The organism is Mycobacterium sp. DL440 (assembly GCF_011745145.1).
Classification (GTDB): domain Bacteria; phylum Actinomycetota; class Actinomycetes; order Mycobacteriales; family Mycobacteriaceae; genus Mycobacterium.
In genome coordinates this window covers 2,356,134-2,375,657 of the sequence record NZ_CP050191.1, presented here as the reverse complement: position 1 = coordinate 2,375,657, position 19,524 = coordinate 2,356,134, and the positions used below count along the sequence as shown (strand labels likewise).

Genomic DNA, 19,524 nt, shown 5'->3' with positions numbered 1-19,524 from the left:
ATGAAAGCTTAAAGCTCACATGCTGGCGATCAGGCGCTTGACCCGCTCGTCGACCGATCGGAACGGATCCTTGCACAGCACGGTGCGCTGAGCCTGGTCGTTGAGCTTGAGATGCACCCAGTCCACGGTGAAGTCCCGCCCGGCTTCCTGTGCCGCACTGATGAACTCGCCGCGCAGCTTGGCCCGCGTGGTCTGCGGCGGGGTGTTGACCGCGGCATCGATCTCCTCGTCGGTGGTGATCCGGGAGGCCAAGCCTTTGCGCTGCAACAGGTCGAACACCCCACGACCGCGCTTGATGTCGTGGTAGGCGAGGTCGAGCTGGCTGATCTTCGGATCGGACAGCTCCATGTTGTAGCGATCCTGGTAGCGCTGGAACAGCTTGCGCTTGATCACCCAGTCGATCTCGGTGTCGACCTTCGCGAAATCCTGGCTCTCGACCGCGTCGAGCTGGCGGCCCCACAGATCGACCACCTGCTCGATCTGGGTGCTCGGCTCGCGCGTCTGCAGGTACTCCACGGCCCGGCTGTAGTACTCGCGCTGGATGTCCAGGGCGCTGGCCTGCCGGCCGCCGGCCAGCCGCACCGGACGGCGACCGGTCAGGTCGTGGCTGACCTCACGGATGGCCCGGATCGGGTTGTCCAGCGAGAAATCGCGGAACGGGACACCGGCCTCGATCATCTCCAGCACCAGCGAGGCAGTGCCCACCTTGAGCATGGTGGTGGACTCGCACATGTTGGAGTCGCCGACGATGACGTGGAGCCGGCGGTACTTCTCGGCGTCGGCGTGCGGCTCGTCGCGGGTGTTGATGATCGGCCGCGAGCGGGTGGTGGCGCTGGAGACACCCTCCCAGATGTGCTCGGCGCGCTGGCTCAGGCAGAAGGCGGCGGCCTTCGGCGTCTGCAGCACCTTGCCCGCACCGCAGATGAGTTGGCGGGTGACGAGGAACGGCAGCAGCACGTCGGAGATCCGGGAGAACTCACCGGCCCGCACGATCAGATAGTTCTCGTGGCAGCCGTAGGAGTTGCCCGCGGAATCGGTGTTGTTCTTGAACAGGTAGATGTCGCCGCCGATGCCCTCGTCGGCGAGCCGCTGCTCAGCATCGATCAGCAGGTCCTCAAGGACGCGCTCGCCTGCCCTGTCGTGGGTGACCAGCTGGGTCAGGTTGTCGCACTCGGCGGTCGCATACTCCGGGTGGCTGCCCACATCCAGATACAACCGGGCGCCATTGCGAAGGAACACGTTGGAACTGCGGCCCCACGACACGACCCGCCGGAACAGATAGCGGGCCACCTCGTCGGGACTGAGCCGGCGATGGCCGTGGAACGTGCAGGTCACACCGAATTCCGTCTCGATGCCCATGATTCGTCGCTGCACGCCATCGAGCTTACGGGGTGCCTGACGGTAACGGTGGGCAAGCTCGTCCATCGTGTTCGTGGTGCCGCCTTCTAGGACTTTTGACCCTGGTCAGCGCCCCTCGCAGGCATAGGGTTGGAGAAGAGCCCAGACAAAGGAGTGGTGATGCCCCGCTATGAACTGCCCGATGTTGCCGACCTGATCCGCCTTGGCGAGCCCCACGAGAACGCCATCACGGTCTACGCGGAAACCGCACCGGGACCGGACGAGCGGGAGAAGAGCGTGCTGACGGCGAAGAGCGCGGTGGACCGGGCCCTGCGCACGATCCGCGAATCCGGGGCGCGGCATGCCGTGGAGGAACAGCTGCGATCACGCTGGAATGAGATTGCCGAATCGGAACTGTGGCTGAGCCTGTCCCGTTCGGTGGCCATCTTCATCGCCGATGACTTCCACGAGGCCTACGTCCTGCCCAACGCTCTGGACAGCCAGCTGCAGGTGGGCAGTTACTTCGGCATCGGCCAGTTGGTGCGGGCGGTCACCACGCCTCAGGAGGCCTACGCGCTGACGCTGTCCGCCGACGGCTGGAACCTGTGGCAGGCGACCGCGAGTACACGGGCCGAGGAGTTGGAGCTCACCGGCGAGTACGCCGTCGACGTCGCCGATGCGACCAACCGCGCCACTGTGCGCGACCGGGGTCATGTGCGGCGCCTGGTCGGTGACGAGGGCAAGAAGGTGTTGCTCGAGCAGTACGCCAAGCGGATCGCCGATGCGGTGGACGGCGAACTGGGACAGCTCGATCCGTCGTCGACGCGGCCGCTGTACCTGTTCGCCACGGACCCGCTGCTCGACATGTACCGCCGCCTCGATCACAAACGCCGGATCGTGGCCGTTCCCGGCGCGGCAGACCAGCTGCGGCCCGATCAGATCGACGGCGCCATCCGTGAGTCGCTGCCCGCCCTCAACGCCGAGCAGGCCAGCGCCTGGGTCGACGAGTTGGGCAACGACATCAGCAAGGGTCTGGTGGCCACCGATCTCGGCGATATCACCCGGGCCGCGACGGCCGGGGCGGTGGACACGCTGGTGTACAACTTCACCGTCGATGTGGTGGGCCGGATCGAGGCAGCCACCGGAGCGCTGCATTACGACGATTCCGGCTATGACGTCCTGTCCCGCGTCGCGGTGACGGTCCTCGACAACGGCGGTGCGGCCTACGCCGTGCGGGCCGACGAGATCAGCGCCGGCATCTGGAACCAGACCGCCGTCGCGAAGCTACGTTTCCCCCTGACCTGACAGCGTTGGGTCGTCCAGCGCCCCGGCGGGGACGCCGAGGATGCGTTCGAATGCCTGCAGATAGGCACCCACCACCTTTTGGGCATTTGGCCCACTGATATCGGAACCCGTGGCGCCGTCGGCCTCAATCGCGTCGATGAACGCATCAGCCAGGTGTAGCCCCATTCCGGTGATGATGCCTGCGGCCTCATGCGCCGCACATGCCGCAACCCACACCGCAGGCCCGGCAGCGCACCCGCGCGTTCGCCCGGGTCCTCGGCCCCTTCGTCGCCATCGCCACGTTGATCATCGCGATCCGGCTGCCCAGCCTTGGCGACCTGCTCAGTGACCTGTTCACCAGCGGAACCCTGCCCTGGATCCTCGGGGCCGCCATGCTGCTGATGGGGCTGGTCGTGATCGCCTTCCACCAGTACTGGCACAGCGTGACCGCGGTGCTGATCTCACTGTTCGGCTGGTTCGTCGCATTGCGCGGGGCCGCCATGATGGCCATCCCGTCGGCCATTGAGTCCGGCGCCGACGCGACCGTGACCAGCGCCGGGCTGCTCATCGCCGCCCGTTGCTTCTTCCTACTGCTGACCGCGATGGGACTGTGGTTCACCTACGTCGGCTGGCGTCCCGAGGACACCGACGGGCGGTGATCAACCTACTTTGCTGACTTCTTCGGCTTCGCCGACGACTCTTCATCGGCCGGCTTGTCCGAAACCGCCTCGGGCAGAAGCGCTTCCAGTGCGGCTCCGGTGATCCGGCGGAAACACCGCCGCGGGCGGGTGGCGTCGAGCACCGCGACTTCGAGTGTCGACGGACCCAGCGTGCGTGCCTCGGATCCATTACCGCTCGCGCCCAGCGCCTCCACCGCAATCTTGACCGCAGCGGCCAGATCGGCGTTCTCGGTGTAGGACTCCCCCAGCGCAGCGATGATCGGCTCCGTGGTGCCGCCCATCACGACGAAGTGCGGCTCGTCGGCGATCGACCCGTCATAGGTGATCCGGTACAGCTCGGGGGCCTTCGTCTCGCCGAAGTGTGCGACCTCGGCCACGCACAGCTCAACCTCGTAGGGCTTTGCCTGTTCGGTGAAGATCGTGCCGAGTGTCTGCGCGTAGACGTTGGCCAGCTGGCGGCCGGTCACGTCCCGACGGTCGTAGGCGTAGCCGCGGGTGTCAGCGAACTGGATGCCGCCGCGCCGCAGGTTGTCGAACTCGTTGAACCGGCCGACGGCGGCGAAGCCGACCCGGTCGTAGAGCTCGCTGACCTTCTGCAAGGAGCGCGACGGGTTCTCCGCGACGAAGAGCACGCCGCTGTCGTACGCCAACGCCACAACGCTGCGGCCGCGGGAGATGCCCTTGCGCGCCAGTTCGGAGCGCTCACGCATCGCCTGCTCAGGCGAGATGAAGTACGGGAAGCTCATTTACCCCTCACCGCCTGTCCGGGTCCGGCGCGCGATGACCTCACGGGCCAGCTCGGCGATGCGTTCCTCGGTGATCTCCTCGGCCCCACCGGCGCCGAGAGTCACCGCGGTCGGATAGATGCCGCGTACCAAATCGGGTCCGCCGGTGGCGGAGTCGTCGTCGGCGGCGTCATAGAGCGCCTCGATGGCCACCTTCAGCGCCGAATCCGCGTCGACCGCTTGCGAATACAGCTTCTTGATCGAGGACTTGGCGAAGATCGAGCCCGAGCCCACCGATTGGTAGCCCTCTTCCTCGATGTTCCACCCGCCTGCGGCGTCGAAGGACACGATGCGCCCGGCGTTCTCCGAATCGGCGGCATCAACATCAAAACCCACCAAAAGCGGCAGCGCGACGAAACCCTGCAGTGCGGCACCGAGATTGCCCCGCACCATGATGGCCAGCCGGTTCACCTTGCCGCGGAACGTCAGCGGCACCCCTTCGACCTTCTCGTAGTGCTCCAGCTCCACGGCATAGAGCCGGGCGAACTCCACGGCGATGGCCGCGGTACCCGCGATGCCCGTCGCCGTGTACTCGTCGGTGATGTACACCTTCTGCACATCGCGCCCGGCGATCATGTTGCCCTGCGTGGAGCGACGATCGCCGGCGATCAGCACCCCGCCGGGGTACTTGATCGCCACGATGGTCGTTCCGTGCGGCACCGCGTTGGTCGCGTTGATCGCGCTGTCGGCGATCCGGTTGACGGGCAACAGCTCGGGGGCCTGCCGACGCAACAGCTCAGAGAAAGACGACAGATCCATGGCTACAGAGGGGGTACCGGAGAGTGTTGGTTGGGACAGAGGCAGATTTTCGTGCCAGGTCACTGGCCGCCCTTTTGGACGTACGCGCGGACGAAGTCTTCTGCGTTCTCTTCAAGCACGTCGTCGATCTCGTCGAGCAGGTCGTCGGTCTCTTCGGCCAGCTTTTCGCGACGCTCCTGGCCGGCGGCCGATGCACCCGGGAGGTCGTCATCCTCGCCGCTGCCACCGCCACGCTTGGTCTGCTCTTGAGCCATCGCTGCCTCCTGCAATTGTGATCGGTCGGGCTAACCGCCCAACCGGTTCTTCCACACTACCGGTCGGCACCCGGAATGCCCGGGATAGCTCACCGGTCGAGATCGTCAGTTCGTGAGTTGCTCGACGAGTTCCGCGGCGCTGTCCACGGAGTCCAGCAGGGCGCCGACATGCGCCTTGCTTCCACGCAGCGGCTCGAGCGTGGGAATCCGGACGAGCGAATCGCCGCCGAGGTCGAAGATCACCGAGTCCCAGCTGGCCGCGGCGATGTCGGCGCCGAAACGGCGCAGGCATTCGCCGCGGAAGTAAGCCCGAGTGTCGGTCGGCGGGTTGTCGACCGCGTCGATCACCTGCTGTTCGGTGACCAGGCGCTTCATCGAACCGCGCGCCACCAACCGGTTGTACAGGCCCTTGTCGAGCCTGACGTCGGAATACTGCAGATCGACCAGGTGAAGCCGCGGCGCCTGCCAGCCGAGGTTCTCGCGCTGACGGAACCCCTCCAGCAACCGCAGTTTGGCCGGCCAGTCCAGGATTTCGGCGCAGTCCATCGGGTCACGTTCGAGCAGGTCCAGGACATGGGCCCAGGTTTCGACGACATGGGAGGCCCGCGGATCCGGATCACGAATCTCGACCAGCTTGGCCACCCGCTCCAGATAGAGCCGTTGCATTGCCAGAGCCGTCATCTCACGACCGTCGGCCAGCGCGACCGTGGCCCGCAGCGACGGATCCCGACTGATCACATGCACCGCATGCACCGGCCGGGCCAGTGCGAGATCGGACAGGTCGAGCCCGAACTGCGGACCCTCCTCGATCAGGTCCAGCACCAGGGAGCTGGTGCCGACCTTGAGGTAGGTCGACGTCTCGGCGAGGTTGGCGTCACCGATGATGACGTGCAGCCGGCGGTACTTGTCTGCGTCGGCGTGCGGCTCGTCGCGGGTGTTGATGATGCCGCGCTTGAGCGTGGTTTCCAGGCCGACCTCGACCTCGATGTAATCGGCCCGCTGGGACAGCTGGAAACCGGGATCATCGCCGGACGGCCCGATACCGACGCGGCCCGAGCCGGTCACCACCTGCCGTGACACCAGGAACGGGGTGAAGCCGGCGATCACCGCGGAAAACGGGGTCTGGCGGCTCATCAGGTAGTTCTCGTGCGACCCGTACGAGGCGCCCTTGCCGTCCACGTTGTTCTTGTAGAGCTGCAGCTTGACCGCCCCGGGCACGCTGGCGACGTGGCGGGCGGCGGCCTCCATCACGCGTTCACCGGCCTTGTCCCAGATCACCGCATCCATCGGATCGGTGCACTCGGGCGCCGAGTACTCCGGGTGGGCGTGGTCCACATACAGCCGGGCCCCGTTGGTGAGGATCATGTTGGCGGCGCCGACTTCGTCGGCATCGACGATCGGAGCCGGCCCGGAGGCCCGGGACAGGTCGAATCCGCGAGCGTCGCGCAACGGGGATTCGACCTCGTAGTCCCACCGGGTGCGCTTGCCGCGCTGGATCCCGGCGGCTGCTGCGTACGCCAGCACCGCCTGCGTCGACGTCAGGATCGGATTGGCGGTCGGATCGGACGGCGAGGAGATGCCGTATTCGACCTCTGTTCCGATGATCCGTTGCATGGGGCCAGCCTAGGTGACGACGTGTGCGCCCCGAGCCGCCAGGTATTCGGGCCGTGGCCGCTTGGCCGCGAAAGGGTCCGTCAGCGCGTTGTCCACCGAGTTGAACACGAGGAAGACATTCGACCTCGGCAGCGGTGTGATGTTGGACCCCGAACCGTGCAACAGGTTCGCGTCGAACCACAGGGCGGTACCGGACGGACCGGTGAACTGGTGGATGTCGTGCTCGTCGACGGCTTTGGTCAACGTCGTCTGATCGGGCACGCCGATGTTCTGGGCCACCAGTGAGGTGCCGTGGTTGTCCTCGGGTGTCGCACCGACGCACGGATAGAACGTCTGGTGCGATCCGGGGATCACCATCAGCGACCCGTTGTACGGGTAGTTGTCGGTCAGCGCTATCGAGCACGAGACCGCGCGGATCCCTGGCATCCCGTCCTCGGCATGCCAGGTCTCGAAGTCCGAATGCCAATAAAACCCGGTCCCGGTGAACCCGGGCATCAGGTTGATCCTGGCCTGGTGGATGTAGACGTCACCGCCCAGCAGTTGTCGCGCGATCGGTAAGACCGTCTCGAGCCGCACCAGCTGTGCGACCAGGTCGCTCAGCAGGTGCGGTTCGAAGATCGACCGGATCGTCCCACCCGGCTCACGAATCACCCGTGGGTCATCGGACTCCAGATCCGCTGCGATCCGATCTATTTCGTGCCGCAACAGCGGCAGCCAGTCGTCCGACACGGTCTCCGGCGCCACCAGGTACCCATATTCGGAGAAACCGTCCAGGTGATGCTGACCGAGCGGACCGTCGGCTGCGCCACCCCACACCGCAGGCTCGCGGCGCGGTATCGGCTCGATGGCGTGGTCGAGCCGTGTCGGGTAGTGGTCCGTCCGTTCCTCGCTGGGCGCGCGCATGCACGATCCGCCTTCGGCTTCTCGCTGGACTGCTGTCATGCCACCGACTGTGGCGCCGGGTAGACGCCATTCTCGTCATGCACTTCCCGCCCGGTCACCGGAGGGTTGAACACGCACAGCATGCGCAGCTGCTCGTCGCAGGTCACCCGGTGGCGGTCATTGTTGTTGAGCAGGTACATGGTTCCGTCGGCGAGCGGGTACTGCTGTCCCGTCTCCAGATCCGTCAGCGTGCCGGTGCCCTCGATGACCCAGACCGCCTCGACGTGATGCTGGTAGTGGAATTCGTTGACAGACCCGGCTTCGATGGTGGTCTCGTGGAATGAGAAACCGACACCGTCGCCGGCCAGGATGATCCGCTTGGATCGCCAGGTGGCGTCAGCCACGTCGCGGTCGGTGCCGGTGATCTCAGCGGTGGTGCGGACAATCATGTTTTCAAGCCTCCTCAGGCCAGCGTGACGGCGACGGACTCGGCGAGGATGTCGAGACCCTCGGACAATTCGGCGGCCGATGTGGTCAGTGGCGGCAGCAGTTTGACCACTTCGTCGGACGGGCCGCTGGTCTCCATCAGCGCACCGCGGTCGAACGCGGCCCGGCATACCTGCCCGGCCAGGTCGGTCTGGTCGAACTTGATGCCCTGTGCCATCCCGCGGCCGCGGGCGGTCACTCCGTCGTGGGCCGCGGCGATCTCCTCGAGCCGGGCGCGGGTCAGCTCACCCTTGGCGACCGTTTCGGCGCTGAATTCGTCGTTTTCCCAATATGTCTCGATTGCCGCCGTGGCGGTGATGAAAGCTGGGTTGTGGCCACGGAATGTGCCGTTGTGCTCGCCCGGTGTCCACACGTCGAGATCGCGGCGGAACAACGTGAGGGCCATCGGCAGCCCGTAGCCGCTGACCGACTTCGATATCGTGACGATATCGGGCACGATGCCGGCGGCCTCGAAGCTGAAGAACGGCCCGGTGCGGCCACATCCCATCTGGACGTCATCGACGATCAGCAGGATGTCGCGCTTGCGGCACAATTCGGCCAGGGCATGCAGCCATTCGATCCGGGCGACGTTGAGACCGCCTTCGCCCTGGACGGTTTCGACGATCACCGCGGCGGGCCGGTTGAGACCGCTGCCCGAATCATCGAGCACACGCTCGAACCAGTGGAAGTCCTCGGTGACCCCGCCGAAGTAGTTGTCGTAGGGCATCGGGGTGGCGTGCACCAACGGGATGCCTGCGCCGGCCCGCTTCATCGAGTTGCCGGTGACCGACAGGGCGCCCAGCGTCATTCCGTGAAATGCGTTGGTGAAGCTGATAACCGACTCGCGACCGGTCACCTTCCTGGCAAGCTTGAGTGCCGACTCCACCGAGTTGGCCCCGGTCGGCCCGGGGAACTGCACCTTGTAATCGAGCCCGCGCGGCCGCAGGATGAGCCGTTCGAAGCTCTCGAGGAACCGCTGCTTGGCCGCGGTCGCCATGTCCAGAGAGTGCACGATCCCGTCGGACGCGAGGTACTGGAGCAACGGCTCCTTGAGGGCGGCGTTGTTGTGACCGTAGTTCAGCGCCCCCGCCCCGGCGAAGAAGTCGATATAGGTGCGTCCCGAGGTGTCGGTCACCCAGGAGCCCGAGGCGCTGTTCATCACGGTGGGCCAGCTGCGGCAATAACTGCGGACCTCGGATTCAACCGAGCTGAAGACGTCGGGCAGGTCAGATTCGGTCAGGGGCGCTGTCGTAGCCAGCAGCAAGGGAAAATCCTTCCAAATTGGATCAAAATGGTTATCAGATAACTGATTTCAGTGAGAAAGCGGTGTAGTGATCGGTCCCATCCGCAGGATGGGCTCATCCTCGTGCGCTCCGCCCGCATCCAGCAGGTCACACCCGAAATGCGGGTCTTCGACGAGCGGTACACCGTGACGGCGCGCGAAGGCACCGAAGAATGCGCGCGAGGCGGCATTCCCGGGCGAGACCGTGGCTTCCACGGTGACCGGGCGCCCGTCGCGCTGTGACCGCACCCGGTGCACGAGTGCGTCGAGCATCGTGCTGGCCAGTCCCCCGCCCTGCGCCGACGGCGCGACGGCGACCTGCCACACGAACAGGACATCCGGTCGCGGCGGCGGGTGGTAGCCCGTGATGAATCCGTGCAGGTCACCATCACGTTCAGCCACGATTGACGTGGCAGCAAAATCGGTTGCCAGCAGCAGATAGGCGTAAGTGGAATTCAGATCCAGCACCCCGGTAGCTGCCGCGAGGTCACGGATGCCAATCGCATCGGTACCCCGTGGTTGGCGCAGGAATTCTTCCCGGGAATGGCGCCCAGGAACGCTTTCTAAAACACGCATATCGAGTTAAAAGTCACCACCGAACTTCTCAGCGATCATCGTCAGTTTCAAGCCATCGGTGCCTTCGACGTAAGCACACCCCTCTGCCCGGATCAAGCTCCGACACCGCCTCGGAAGCGGTAATCCGTCTGCGATCACAGCCTTTGACCTGCAATAACTGCGACATTCGTCAATTCCAGAAAAGTATTAGCGCTGTTATCGAATCGTTACATTGGCGCAGGGGTGCCACCCCGAGCGCCAACCGCCCGCCCCATAGCACACCCGTCCGACCGGCGGACAGAACCCCATCCACAAAGGGGTCATCTGGATATTTCGGCGCCAAAAATTCAAACGGAATTTTAATAATCGCAGGATGTGGTCCAAATTCAATTAGCGTCAAATAAGCTCGGCGGGTGTCGTTAATCACGGCACTGCCCGCGGTCGCCGCGTCTCCCTGTGGGCAACGCCACGCGATCCGCAGCGGACGCCGCGGCTACCCGAAATCACCGCAGCAACCTGCGCTGGGCGTCCGGCCGGGACTCCTACCCGGAGTTGGAGCGACGCCGAGTCCGGTGTCGCCAACACCGTGCGCCCCCACGTCGTGCCGATGATCACCAGCACGGCTCCGGCGATTCCGGCGCCGGTGATCGGATCACCGGCCACCGTCACACCGATGATGGCGGCCCACAGTGGTTCGGTGCCCACCAGGAGGCTGACTCGGGCCGGGCTGGTCGTGCTCAATGCCCGCAATTGCACGAGGAACGCGAACACCGTGCAGACCAACACCAGATACCCGGTGAGGGACCAGGCGGCCACGCCGTACGCCGCGATCGTCGCCGGTACGGACTGCCCGGACACCGCGCACAGTACGAGCGCCACTGCGGAGACTGTGATCAGCTGCACCAGAGTGGTTCGGGCCGAGTCGATCTCATTCGCTGCCGACATTCGCGCCATGACGGTGACATGTACCGCGCGCAACAGGGCGGCGATCACCATCACCACGTCACCCGCCTGCGGATCGGCCAGACCGCCGGATTGGGTCAGCATCGCGCAGCCGATCACCGCAAGCGCTGCCGCCAGGTAGAAGCGATGCGCGACCCGATGGCGCTGGATCATCGGTGTGGCCACGATGGTCAGTGCCATGATCAGTCCCGCATTGGACGCCGATGTCATTGTCACGCCGTAGGTTTCAGCAACACAGACCGCGGACAGAAGGATTCCACCGACTCCACCGGAAGCCGCCTCGGGGCCGGTCAATCCCGTCAGCCGCCGGCACAGGACGGCAGCCAGCACCGCTGCGGCGAGACTGAAACGCACCACCAGCAGCGCGAAAACCGTGTCGGGCGCGGCGATCTCCTTGGTGGCCAGATAGCTCGATCCCCACACCACAGCGACGGCAAGTAGGCAGAAGTCGGTGGAACGCTGGGCCATGCGGATCAGCGTGCAATCCATCAATAGTTGAGTCAAGCTACTCTTTTTACACATTATATGTAGCATCACTTCATGGATGCCGGTCGCCTACGGATGTTGCGCGAGCTCGCCGACCACGGCACGGTCGCCGCAGTGGCCCAGGTGCTGTCCATGACGCCCTCGGCCGTCTCCCAGCAGCTGAAGATCCTCCAGCGCGAGGCCGGCGTGACATTGATCGAACCCGACGGCAGACGGGTGCGCCTGACCGACGCCGGGCAGGTGCTCGTAGGGCACGCCGACGCCGTGTTGGCGGCACTGGACCGCGCCCGGGCCGAGATGGACGCCTACCGCAGCAGGCCCCGCGGCACCGTCAGCGTTTCGTTCTTTCCCTCCGGGGCGGCAATGTTGTTGGCCCCGTTGATCCTCCGGGCAGCCGAACATGGGGTCCAGGTGCTCGGGCGCGACATCGACGTTCCTGCCGCCCGGGGCCCGGCACAACTCGCCGACTTCGATGTAGTGGTGGTGCACCGCGACGAGCGCGACACCGCCTCGTGGGGCCCGCGCTTCGAGGCCACCGAACTGTTGCGGGAGCCATTGGATGTCGTCCTACCGCCTGGGCATCATCTCGCGGACCGCGATCAAGTTCGGCTGGCCGAGCTCTCCGACGAGCACTGGATCGGTGTCGAAGGTGGGTTGATGGTCGATGACGTACTCAACTCGATTGCAATCCTGTCCGGCGTCCAGCCCCGAATCACGCAGCGGATCAACGATTTCCGTGTGGTCGAGGAGCTGGTGCAGGTGGGCACCGGTATCGCCCTGATGCCCCGCTACGTGAGACTGACCCGCGGGTTGGTGCGGCTGCCGATCACCGACATCTCGGTGGCCCGGCGGGTGGAGGCGGTGACCCGCGCAGGCGCGAGCACGCGGCCCGCGGTGGCCGTCGTGCTCGATGAACTTACCGGGATCGCTTCTGACATCCGCTCATCGACCGTCGAACGCGAGCATGGAAGGTCGGCGCTGCCGACTCCGCCATGACGCCCCCTGGGTCAGTTCCCTCGGCCGTGCGCCAAGCCCGAGGGGATGCCGGAGTACCCAGACCGGCCTACAGGTACTGACCCAGGTTCGACTCGGTGTCGATCGCCCGCGAAGCACTCGAACTCTTCCCGGTGACGAGCGTGCGGATGTAGACGATCCGCTCGCCCTTCTTGCCCGAGATACGGGCCCAGTCATCGGGATTGGTGGTGTTGGGCAGGTCCTCGTTCTCCGCGAACTCGTCGACGATCGAATCCAGCAGGTGCTGGATACGCAGACCGGGCTGACCGGTCTCCAGTACGGCCTTGATCGCGTTCTTCTTCGCCCGGTCGACGACGTTCTGGATCATGGCGCCGGAGTTGAAGTCCTTGAAGTACATGACTTCCTTGTCACCGTTGGCGTAGGTGACCTCCAGGAACCGGTTGTCGTCGATCTCGGCGTACATCCGGTCTACGACCTTTTCGATCATCGTCTTGATCGTCAGGGCCCGGTCGTCGCCGAACTCGGCGAGATCGTCGGCGTGCACCGGCAGCGCTTCGGTCAGGTACTTCGAGAAGATGTCCTGTGCGGACTCGGCGTCGGGCCGCTCGATCTTGATCTTGACGTCGAGGCGGCCGGGCCGCAGGATCGCCGGGTCGATCATGTCCTCGCGGTTGGAGGCGCCGATGACGATGACGTTCTCCAGCCCCTCCACGCCGTCGATCTCCGAAAGCAGCTGCGGCACAACGGTTGTCTCAACATCGGAGCTGACACCGGTGCCGCGGGTACGGAAGATGGAGTCCATCTCGTCGAAGAACACGATCACCGGGGTGCCCTCGGAGGCCTTCTCACGGGCACGCTGGAAGATCAGCCGGATGTGGCGTTCGGTCTCGCCGACGAACTTGTTCAGCAGCTCGGGACCCTTGATGTTGAGGAAGTAGCTCTTCGCCTCGCGGGCGTCGTCGCCACGAACCTCGGCCATCTTCTTGGCCAGCGAGTTCGCCACCGCCTTTGCGATCAACGTCTTACCGCAACCGGGCGGGCCGTAGAGCAGCACGCCTTTGGGCGGACGCAGCGAGTACTCGCGGTAGAGCTCCTTGTGCAGGAAGGGCAGCTCCACCGCGTCGCGGATCTGCTCGATCTGCCGGCCCAAGCCGCCGATGTCGCTGTAGCTGACGTCGGGCACCTCTTCGAGCACCAGGTCCTCGACCTCGGCCTTCGGAATGCGCTCGAAGGCGTATCCGGCCTTCGTGTCGACCAGCAGGGAATCGCCGGGACGCAGTTTGCGGGGCCGGTCATCGTCTTGCCTGGCGTCAGGAAGGTCGGGCAGATCCTCGGCGGCGACCAGAGGCTCGGCCAGCCACACGATGCGCTCCTCGTCGGCGTGCCCGACCACCAGTGCCCGGTGACCGTCGGACAGGATTTCGCGCAACGTGCTGATCTCGCCGACAGCCTCGAAGTTGCCGGCCTCGACCACGGTGAGCGCCTCGTTGAGCCGGACCGTCTGGCCCTGCTTGAGCGAGGAGGTCTCGATGTTCGGCGAGCAGGTGAGTCGCATCTTGCGCCCGGAGGTGAACACGTCGACGGTGTCGTCCTCATGAGTGCCCAGCAGCACGCCGTAGCCGCTGGGCGGCTGACCCAGGCGGTCCACCTCCTCGCGCAGTGCGAGCAGTTGCTGGCGGGCTTCTTTGAGTGTGTCCATGAGCTTCGCGTTACGCGACGCGAGCGAGTCGATCCGCGCCTCAAGCTGGTGGACGTCACGGGCACTGCGCAGCCCACTCTGGGGCCCTACCGCATTCTCCAGTTGCTCACGGAGAACCGCAGCCTCACGCCGCAGCGATTCCAGCTCTGCGGCATCTTCGCTGGACATAGGTTGCGAGTGGCCGGCCGAGAAACTCTCGGCATGGCCGTCCGAACGCTCTGACTCACTCATATTGCGCTCCCTCCCGCACCGTAAGTTGGTGCAGTAACAACTTCAACGCTACCGGCGATTCAGCCATTGTGTGCGCTCTAGGAACGAGACACACCAGCACCACTGTTAGCCTCTTAGTTCAGTTGGTCCGATCGAAAGGACAATCGTGGCCTTGAAAACCCTCGTTACCGGCTTTATCACCGCAGCTGCTGCCGCCGCCGTGGTGGGCGGAGCAGCGGCGGGTGTGACTTCTATTGCATCCAGCGGCATGTCGGCCGCCCCGGCGATCCAGCCGGTCGTGTTCGACGCGCCCCTGCCGGCCACCCCGGCACCGGATCTGGCGTCGCCACTGGTGCAGACCTTGCAGGCGCTCTCCAGCGGCGGCTCGTTCAGCGGCAAGGCCCCCTACATCCAGGGTGGCATCGGTCGCATCGAGAGCATCGCCGCGGACCGCGCGTACAGCAAGGCCGCTGCGGAAGGGAAGTTCCCGCTGACCTTCGACATCGCCAACATCGACGACCAGGGCGGCGTGGCGTACGCCGACGTGACCGCGACCTCGGCCACCGGCGGCACCGCCACCCAGAATATCCAGTTCGTGGCGGGGCCGAGCCCCACCGGCTGGCAGATTTCCAAGGGATCGGCCTTGAACCTGCTGTCTTCAGTCGGCTGAGTAGGTAATTGAACCGCAGCCGCATCGCAGTCCTGAGTGCCGCCACGATCGTGGCGGCACTTGGGCTCTGCGGGTGCAGTAGTGGCGACCACCCGGCCAAGACTTCGCACCCGACGACCAGCGTGCAATCGACGACCATGCCGGAGACGCCGCCGGCCGCGCCGCTGCCTGCCCCTGAAGCACTGACCGGTGTGCTGGATCGGTTGGCCGACGTCAATGTCCCCGGCGCCGACAAGGTCGTCCTGGTGGAACAGGGCACCGCCGATGACGCCGCTGCGCTCGATAAGTTCGGCCGCGCGCTGGCCGACAACGGCTTCACCCGGCTGACCTTCGAGGCCACCGATCTGGCCTGGTCGCAAACCGAGCCGAAGAACGTGGTGGCTACCGTCAAGGTCATCGCGGGCGGTGAGAATTCGGCGCGCGATTTCAGCTTCCCGATGGAATTCACCCCGCACGGCGACGGCTGGCAGCTGACCCGACACACCGCCGACCTGTTACTGGTGATGGGCGCAGGTGCCGAAGGGTCTACGCCGCCCGCCCCGACCCCACCCCGCTGAACCGGCCATGTGGATCGGCTGGATGGAGTTCGACCTGCTGCTCGGTGATGTGCACTCGCTCAAACAGAAGCGCTCGGCCATCCGGCCGGTGATCGCCGAGCTGCACCGCAAGCTCGCGGTGTCGGCCGCCGAATCCGGCGCCCAGGATCTGCACCGCCGCGCCGGCATCGGCGTCGCCGTCGTCGCCGCCGACCGTGCCCACGTGGTCGACGTGCTCGACGTGCTCGACGTGCTCGACGCCGCCGAACGGATGGTCGCCAGCCGACCCGAGCTCGAATTACTCTCCACCCGAAGGGGCTTGCACCACAGCGACGACTGAGCCGTCAGGCCACTCGCCGGTTTCGACGCCGGCCTACTCGCCGCTTTCAACCTGAGGGCGGTCATCGCAACCTCGGGACAACCGTGGTGCAGAGAACGGCGACGGCAGATGGCCGATTCAGGCGCTCGACTCAGGCGCGGCGGCGAGCTGACGTTTCTTGCGCAGCGGGACCGGCGCCACCGCCCCCGGCGCCAATTTGCGCGCACTGACCAGAAAGGCGGTGTGGCCGCGCATGCTGTGTTCCGGGCGTACCGCCAGTCCCACCACGTGCCAGCCGCGCTGCATGCTTTCCCAGGCCCGCGGTTCGGTCCAGCACTGCTGCTCGCGAAGCGCCTCGACGACCTTCGACAACTGGGTGACGGTGGCGACGTAGATCATCAGTACGCCGCCGGCGACCAGCGCCTTGGAGACCGCGGGCAGCACCTCCCAGGGCGCCAGCATGTCCAGGACCACGCGGTCCATCTCCGGGCCGTCGTAGTCGGCGAGGTCGGCGATCACCAGGTCCCAGTTGTCGGGCCGCTCACCGAAGAACGTGATCACGTTCTTCTCGGCGGTCGGGGCGTGATCGTCACGGATCTCATAGGACGTCACCCGGCCCTCGGGGCCCACCGCCCGCAGTAGCGAGCAGGTCAGCGCGCCGGAGCCGGCGCCGGCCTCCAGCACTCGCGCGCCGGGGAAGATGTCGCCCTCGTGCACGATCTGCGCGGCGTCTTTCGGGTAGATCACCTGCGCCCCGCGGGGCATCGACATCACGTAGTCGACCAGCAGCGGCCGCAGCACGAGGAATTGATCGCCGTTGGTGGATTTGACCACGCTGCCCTCCGGCAGCCCGATCACGTTGTCGAAGGTGATGATGCCGCGATGGGTGTGGAACTCGCCGCCGGGGTTGAGCACCATCGTGTAGCGCCGGCCCTTGGCGTCGGTGAGTTGCACCCGGTCGCCAACGGCGAACGGTCCGGTCGGTCTCTTCCCTGCCACGGACGTCCAGCCTGCCAGTACCCGCACCGAGCCTGGTGCCCGGGGTTCCGCAACTTTGTCGGGGCGCGGTCCTAGGCTTACAGGTGTGAGTGAGGAACCGGCCCCGACGCCGCGCCGCCCGGCGTTGTCACCGTCGCGGGCCGGCGATTTCAAGCAGTGTCCGCTGCTGTACCGGTTCCGCGCCATCGACCGGCTCCCCGAGCCCCGGTCCACCGCACAGCTGCGCGGTTCACTGGTGCACGCCGCGTTGGAGCAGCTCTACGGCCTTCCCGCAGCCGAGCGGGTGCATGACACCGCGCTGACACTGGTCGAGCCGGCGTGGGAGCAGGTGGTCGCCGCCGAGCCCGAGCTGGCCGGCACCGAGTACCCGGCCACGTTGCTCGCCGAGGCCAGGGCGCTGTTGTCGGGTTACTACCGCCTGGAGGATCCGACCCGGTTCGATCCGCAGTGCTGCGAGCACCGCCTTGAGGTCGAGCTGGCCGACGGCACACTGTTGCGCGGGTTCGTCGACCGGATCGATGTGGCACCGTCGGGAGAGTTGCGCGTCGTCGATTACAAGACCGGCAAGGCCCCGCCCGAGGCGCGGGCACAGGCCGAGTTCAAGGCGATGTTTCAGATGAAGTTCTATGCCGTCGCGTTGCTGCGCTCGCGGGGCGTGATGCCGTCGCGGCTTCGGCTGTTATATCTGGCCGACGGTCAAGTGCTCGACTACTCCCCCGAGCATGACGAGCTGCTGCGGTTCGAGCGCACGCTGATGGCGATCTGGAAAGCCATCCAGACGGCCGGGGCCACGGGCGACTTCCGGCCCAAACCGTCACGGTTGTGCTCATGGTGTGCACATCAGAGTTTGTGTCCGGCGTTCGGTGGCACCCCGCCGCCGTATCCCGGGTGGCCAGAATCAGGAGCTGCATGATCGGCTGTCACTACCATCGGCTCGGTTCCGAGGGTGAGTACCAGATGTTCGAATCCACCGCCGATACTCGAAGCAACTGGGATCCGGCGATTCAGCACGGCTCACCGCCGTTGGCGTTGTTGACCAAGGCGATCGAGGAGTTGAGTGCGGCCTCAGGCCTGCGGATCGGGCGGTTGACGCTCGACATTCTGGGCGCGATTCCGGTTGCGCCGGTGCGGGTTCGGGCCTGGGTGGACCGGCCGGGATCACGGATCTCGATGGTTGCCTCCGAGATGGAGGCGGCCCGGCCCGACGGCACCTGGCGTGCCGTCGCCCGGGTCACCGCCTGGCTGCTGGCGCCCAGCGACACCAGTGACGTGGTCACCGACCGGTTCCCGCCATTGGTGGAGGGCGCGGCCGCCGATGTGGCACACAATTGGGAAGGCGCGCCGGGCTATCTGGAAAGTGTGTCCTGGCGGCGGCAACCCACCGCCGAGGGTGAGTCGGCCGTGGCGTGGATGAGTCCGTTGACGCCGGTGGTCGACGACGAGGAGACGACGGCGTTGCAGCGCTTGGCGCTCGTGGTGGATTCTGCCAATGGTATTGGTGCGGCACTGGATCCGGACAAGTTCATCTTCATGAACACCGATACCTCGGTGCATCTGCACCGGCTTCCGCAGGGATCGGACTTCGCCCTACGGGCACGTGGCTCGATCGGACCAGACGGTGTCGGCGCGACGACTGCCGAAATATTTGACCGCCAAGGGTTTATCGGCACCTCAGCCCAGACTCTGCTGGTGATGCGGGCGTCGTGACCGTCGAGGTGCGCCGTCAGTTCCACCTGGCCTAGGCGCTGGCCCGCACCAAGCGCGATCGGGCTGATGGCGTCAGGGAACGTGTACGCAGCCGACGCCGGGAACGCAGCCGCCGCCACCGCCGGGTCCACCACCGCCGGTCGGACCACCCGGAATCGAGCCGCCCCCGCCACCCGGCCCGCCGCTGCCGGTCGGACCACCGGGAATTTCGCCGCCGCCACCGCCGGGTCCACCACCGCCGGTCGGACCACCCGGAATCGAGCCGCCCCCGCCTTCGGGCCCCCCGCCACCGGTCGGACCACCGGGAACCGTGCCTTCACCACCGGTCGCCGGAGCCGGAGAGGTGGGTTCCACGGTGGTAGGCGTCGTGACTGTTGTCGTTGGCGTGGTGACAGATGTCGTCGTCGGGGCGGTGTCTTCGTTGGATCCACAACCCACGAGCAGTGGCGCCGCGGTGAGGGCCAAGCCCATCCCGACTGACACGGACCACTTCCGGATAAGGGGCCATGGATCGCTGTGGGTCGTCGTGAGCCGGCTCGGTGACATGGTCTGGACTCCAGTTCGATCGGGGCCGCATTCTGCGGCTTGAACGGGCAGGGTTCCCGCTGACCGCCGAGCTGAATCATCGCCGCGGGTTCCCGCGGACTCGTATATCTACTTGCGTCTATCTGGAGAGTGCGTCGTAGCACCGGCAACGTACCGCCGATGGTGACCTGGGCGCCGGCCCCGGTGATGATCGCACCGCCATAGGGGCGCCACGAGCATCACCGGACCGGGCGCCTTGCTGATCGGCGACGGGTTTGTTGTTGTAGTCGATCATGTAGCGCTCGTAGTAGACCGGTTCGACGTCGCGGGCGGCGGCCATGATCTGTTCGGCGGTGCAGGGGGTGCGCAGGATCCGGTTGGGGATCGGGTAGTCGTCGGTGGCGTCGGCCCCCGCGATGCCGGCGCCGGCCAGGCTGGCGGCGACGGCGCAGGTGGCCACGCCGGTCCGGATCAGGTTTTTCACACTCGTGCGGTTGGACATGGTGCTCCCAAAAG

At 66.0% G+C, this 19,524-nt stretch carries 22 protein-coding genes and 1 pseudogene; 8 read left to right on the top strand and 15 right to left on the bottom strand.

The window, feature by feature from the left end; genetic code table 11:
- Positions 1–15: 15 nt before the first annotated feature.
- Complete coding sequence (gene pafA / locus HBE63_RS11550; RefSeq protein ID WP_208301349.1) at positions 16–1,374, bottom strand: Pup--protein ligase; 1,359 nt, start codon at positions 1,372–1,374, stop codon at positions 16–18.
- 144 nt (positions 1,375–1,518) lie between these two features.
- On the opposite strand from pafA, the gene HBE63_RS11545 reads away from it, so the two are divergent.
- A complete protein-coding gene (locus tag HBE63_RS11545) occupies positions 1,519–2,643 on the top strand; it encodes a hypothetical protein (RefSeq protein ID WP_166904867.1) in 1,125 nt (374 codons plus the stop codon).
- Here the strand turns inward: HBE63_RS11545 and HBE63_RS11540 are convergent.
- A complete protein-coding gene (locus tag HBE63_RS11540; RefSeq protein ID WP_166904866.1) occupies positions 2,623–2,808 on the bottom strand; it encodes a hypothetical protein in 186 nt (61 codons plus the stop codon). The two genes, HBE63_RS11545 and HBE63_RS11540, sit on opposite strands and share 21 nt — an antisense overlap.
- Before the next feature lie 35 nt (positions 2,809–2,843).
- On the opposite strand from HBE63_RS11540, the gene HBE63_RS11535 reads away from it, so the two are divergent.
- A complete protein-coding gene (locus tag HBE63_RS11535) occupies positions 2,844–3,281 on the top strand; it encodes a hypothetical protein (protein ID WP_166904865.1) in 438 nt (145 codons plus the stop codon).
- A gap of 5 nt (positions 3,282–3,286) precedes the next feature.
- Here the strand turns inward: HBE63_RS11535 and prcA are convergent, their stop codons facing one another.
- From prcA to HBE63_RS11490, 9 genes are all read right to left on the bottom strand, one after another.
- On the bottom strand, positions 3,287–4,048 hold the full coding sequence (gene prcA, locus HBE63_RS11530; protein WP_166904864.1) for a proteasome subunit alpha: 762 nt from the start codon (positions 4,046–4,048) through the stop codon (positions 3,287–3,289).
- Positions 4,049–4,846: a proteasome subunit beta gene (gene prcB, locus HBE63_RS11525; protein WP_371814967.1), complete on the bottom strand. Its 798-nt coding sequence runs from the start codon at positions 4,844–4,846 to the stop codon at positions 4,049–4,051. It lies immediately after the preceding gene.
- A gap of 59 nt (positions 4,847–4,905) precedes the next feature.
- Positions 4,906–5,100: a ubiquitin-like protein Pup gene (locus tag HBE63_RS11520; protein WP_166904862.1), complete on the bottom strand. Its 195-nt coding sequence runs from the start codon at positions 5,098–5,100 to the stop codon at positions 4,906–4,908.
- A gap of 105 nt (positions 5,101–5,205) precedes the next feature.
- Positions 5,206–6,714 (bottom strand): depupylase/deamidase Dop, encoded by a 1,509-nt coding sequence (gene dop / locus HBE63_RS11515; protein WP_166904861.1) that lies wholly within the window; start codon positions 6,712–6,714, stop codon positions 5,206–5,208.
- Positions 6,715–6,723: 9 nt separating this feature from the next.
- Positions 6,724–7,617: an ectoine hydroxylase gene (gene thpD / locus HBE63_RS11510; protein ID WP_166909674.1), complete on the bottom strand. Its 894-nt coding sequence runs from the start codon at positions 7,615–7,617 to the stop codon at positions 6,724–6,726.
- A gap of 35 nt (positions 7,618–7,652) precedes the next feature.
- Positions 7,653–8,045 (bottom strand): ectoine synthase, encoded by a 393-nt coding sequence (locus HBE63_RS11505; RefSeq protein ID WP_166904860.1) that lies wholly within the window; start codon positions 8,043–8,045, stop codon positions 7,653–7,655.
- 14 nt (positions 8,046–8,059) lie between these two features.
- Positions 8,060–9,346, bottom strand: a complete 1,287-nt coding sequence (gene ectB / locus HBE63_RS11500) for a diaminobutyrate--2-oxoglutarate transaminase (protein WP_166904859.1) — start codon at positions 9,344–9,346, stop codon at positions 8,060–8,062.
- Positions 9,347–9,394: 48 nt separating this feature from the next.
- Positions 9,395–9,940 carry a diaminobutyrate acetyltransferase gene (ectA, locus tag HBE63_RS11495; protein ID WP_166904858.1) on the bottom strand — a complete coding sequence of 182 codons (546 nt, stop codon included), beginning with the start codon at positions 9,938–9,940 and terminating at the stop codon, positions 9,395–9,397.
- A gap of 402 nt (positions 9,941–10,342) precedes the next feature.
- On the bottom strand, positions 10,343–11,350 hold the full coding sequence (locus HBE63_RS11490; RefSeq protein ID WP_166904857.1) for a DMT family transporter: 1,008 nt from the start codon (positions 11,348–11,350) through the stop codon (positions 10,343–10,345).
- Between the two features lie 72 nt (positions 11,351–11,422).
- Here HBE63_RS11490 and HBE63_RS11485 point away from each other — a divergent pair, with 72 nt between their 5' ends.
- The gene (locus tag HBE63_RS11485) at positions 11,423–12,364 is read left to right on the top strand and encodes a LysR family transcriptional regulator (protein ID WP_166904856.1); all 942 of its coding nucleotides are present in this window, start codon (positions 11,423–11,425) and stop codon (positions 12,362–12,364) included.
- A 67-nt stretch (positions 12,365–12,431) separates the two neighbouring features.
- Here HBE63_RS11485 and arc read toward each other — a convergent pair whose 3' ends face one another.
- Entirely contained in the window at positions 12,432–14,273 is a 1,842-nt protein-coding gene (arc, locus tag HBE63_RS11480; protein WP_166904855.1) for a proteasome ATPase, read from the bottom strand.
- 145 nt (positions 14,274–14,418) lie between these two features.
- On the opposite strand from arc, the gene HBE63_RS11475 reads away from it, so the two are divergent.
- From HBE63_RS11475 to HBE63_RS11465, 3 genes are read left to right on the top strand one after another with little or no spacing between them, the layout of a single operon-like run.
- Entirely contained in the window at positions 14,419–14,922 is a 504-nt protein-coding gene (locus tag HBE63_RS11475; RefSeq protein ID WP_166904854.1) for a hypothetical protein, read from the top strand.
- Between the two features lie 8 nt (positions 14,923–14,930).
- On the top strand, positions 14,931–15,479 hold the full coding sequence (locus HBE63_RS11470; RefSeq protein ID WP_166904853.1) for a hypothetical protein: 549 nt from the start codon (positions 14,931–14,933) through the stop codon (positions 15,477–15,479).
- 7 nt (positions 15,480–15,486) lie between these two features.
- Complete coding sequence (locus HBE63_RS11465; protein ID WP_166904852.1) at positions 15,487–15,798, top strand: DUF503 domain-containing protein; 312 nt, start codon at positions 15,487–15,489, stop codon at positions 15,796–15,798.
- 117 nt (positions 15,799–15,915) lie between these two features.
- Here HBE63_RS11465 and HBE63_RS11460 read toward each other — a convergent pair whose 3' ends face one another.
- A complete protein-coding gene (locus HBE63_RS11460; RefSeq protein WP_166904851.1) occupies positions 15,916–16,776 on the bottom strand; it encodes a tRNA (adenine-N1)-methyltransferase in 861 nt (286 codons plus the stop codon).
- Between the two features lie 85 nt (positions 16,777–16,861).
- Between HBE63_RS11460 and HBE63_RS11455 the strand changes: the two genes are divergently transcribed.
- Entirely contained in the window at positions 16,862–17,689 is an 828-nt protein-coding gene (locus HBE63_RS11455) for a RecB family exonuclease (protein WP_166904850.1), read from the top strand.
- The gene (locus tag HBE63_RS11450; RefSeq protein WP_166904849.1) at positions 17,686–18,483 is read left to right on the top strand and encodes a thioesterase family protein; all 798 of its coding nucleotides are present in this window, start codon (positions 17,686–17,688) and stop codon (positions 18,481–18,483) included. The genes HBE63_RS11455 and HBE63_RS11450 overlap by 4 nt, the downstream gene beginning before the upstream one ends.
- A 72-nt stretch (positions 18,484–18,555) precedes the next feature.
- On the opposite strand, the gene HBE63_RS11445 is transcribed toward HBE63_RS11450, so the two are convergent.
- Both HBE63_RS11445 and HBE63_RS31400 read right to left on the bottom strand, forming a co-directional pair.
- The gene (locus HBE63_RS11445) at positions 18,556–18,966 is read right to left on the bottom strand and encodes a hypothetical protein (RefSeq protein ID WP_166904848.1); all 411 of its coding nucleotides are present in this window, start codon (positions 18,964–18,966) and stop codon (positions 18,556–18,558) included.
- A 289-nt stretch (positions 18,967–19,255) separates the two neighbouring features.
- A pseudogene (locus HBE63_RS31400) lies at positions 19,256–19,510 on the bottom strand (DUF5078 domain-containing protein); the annotation flags it as partial.
- Between the last annotated feature and the right edge of the window lie 14 nt (positions 19,511–19,524).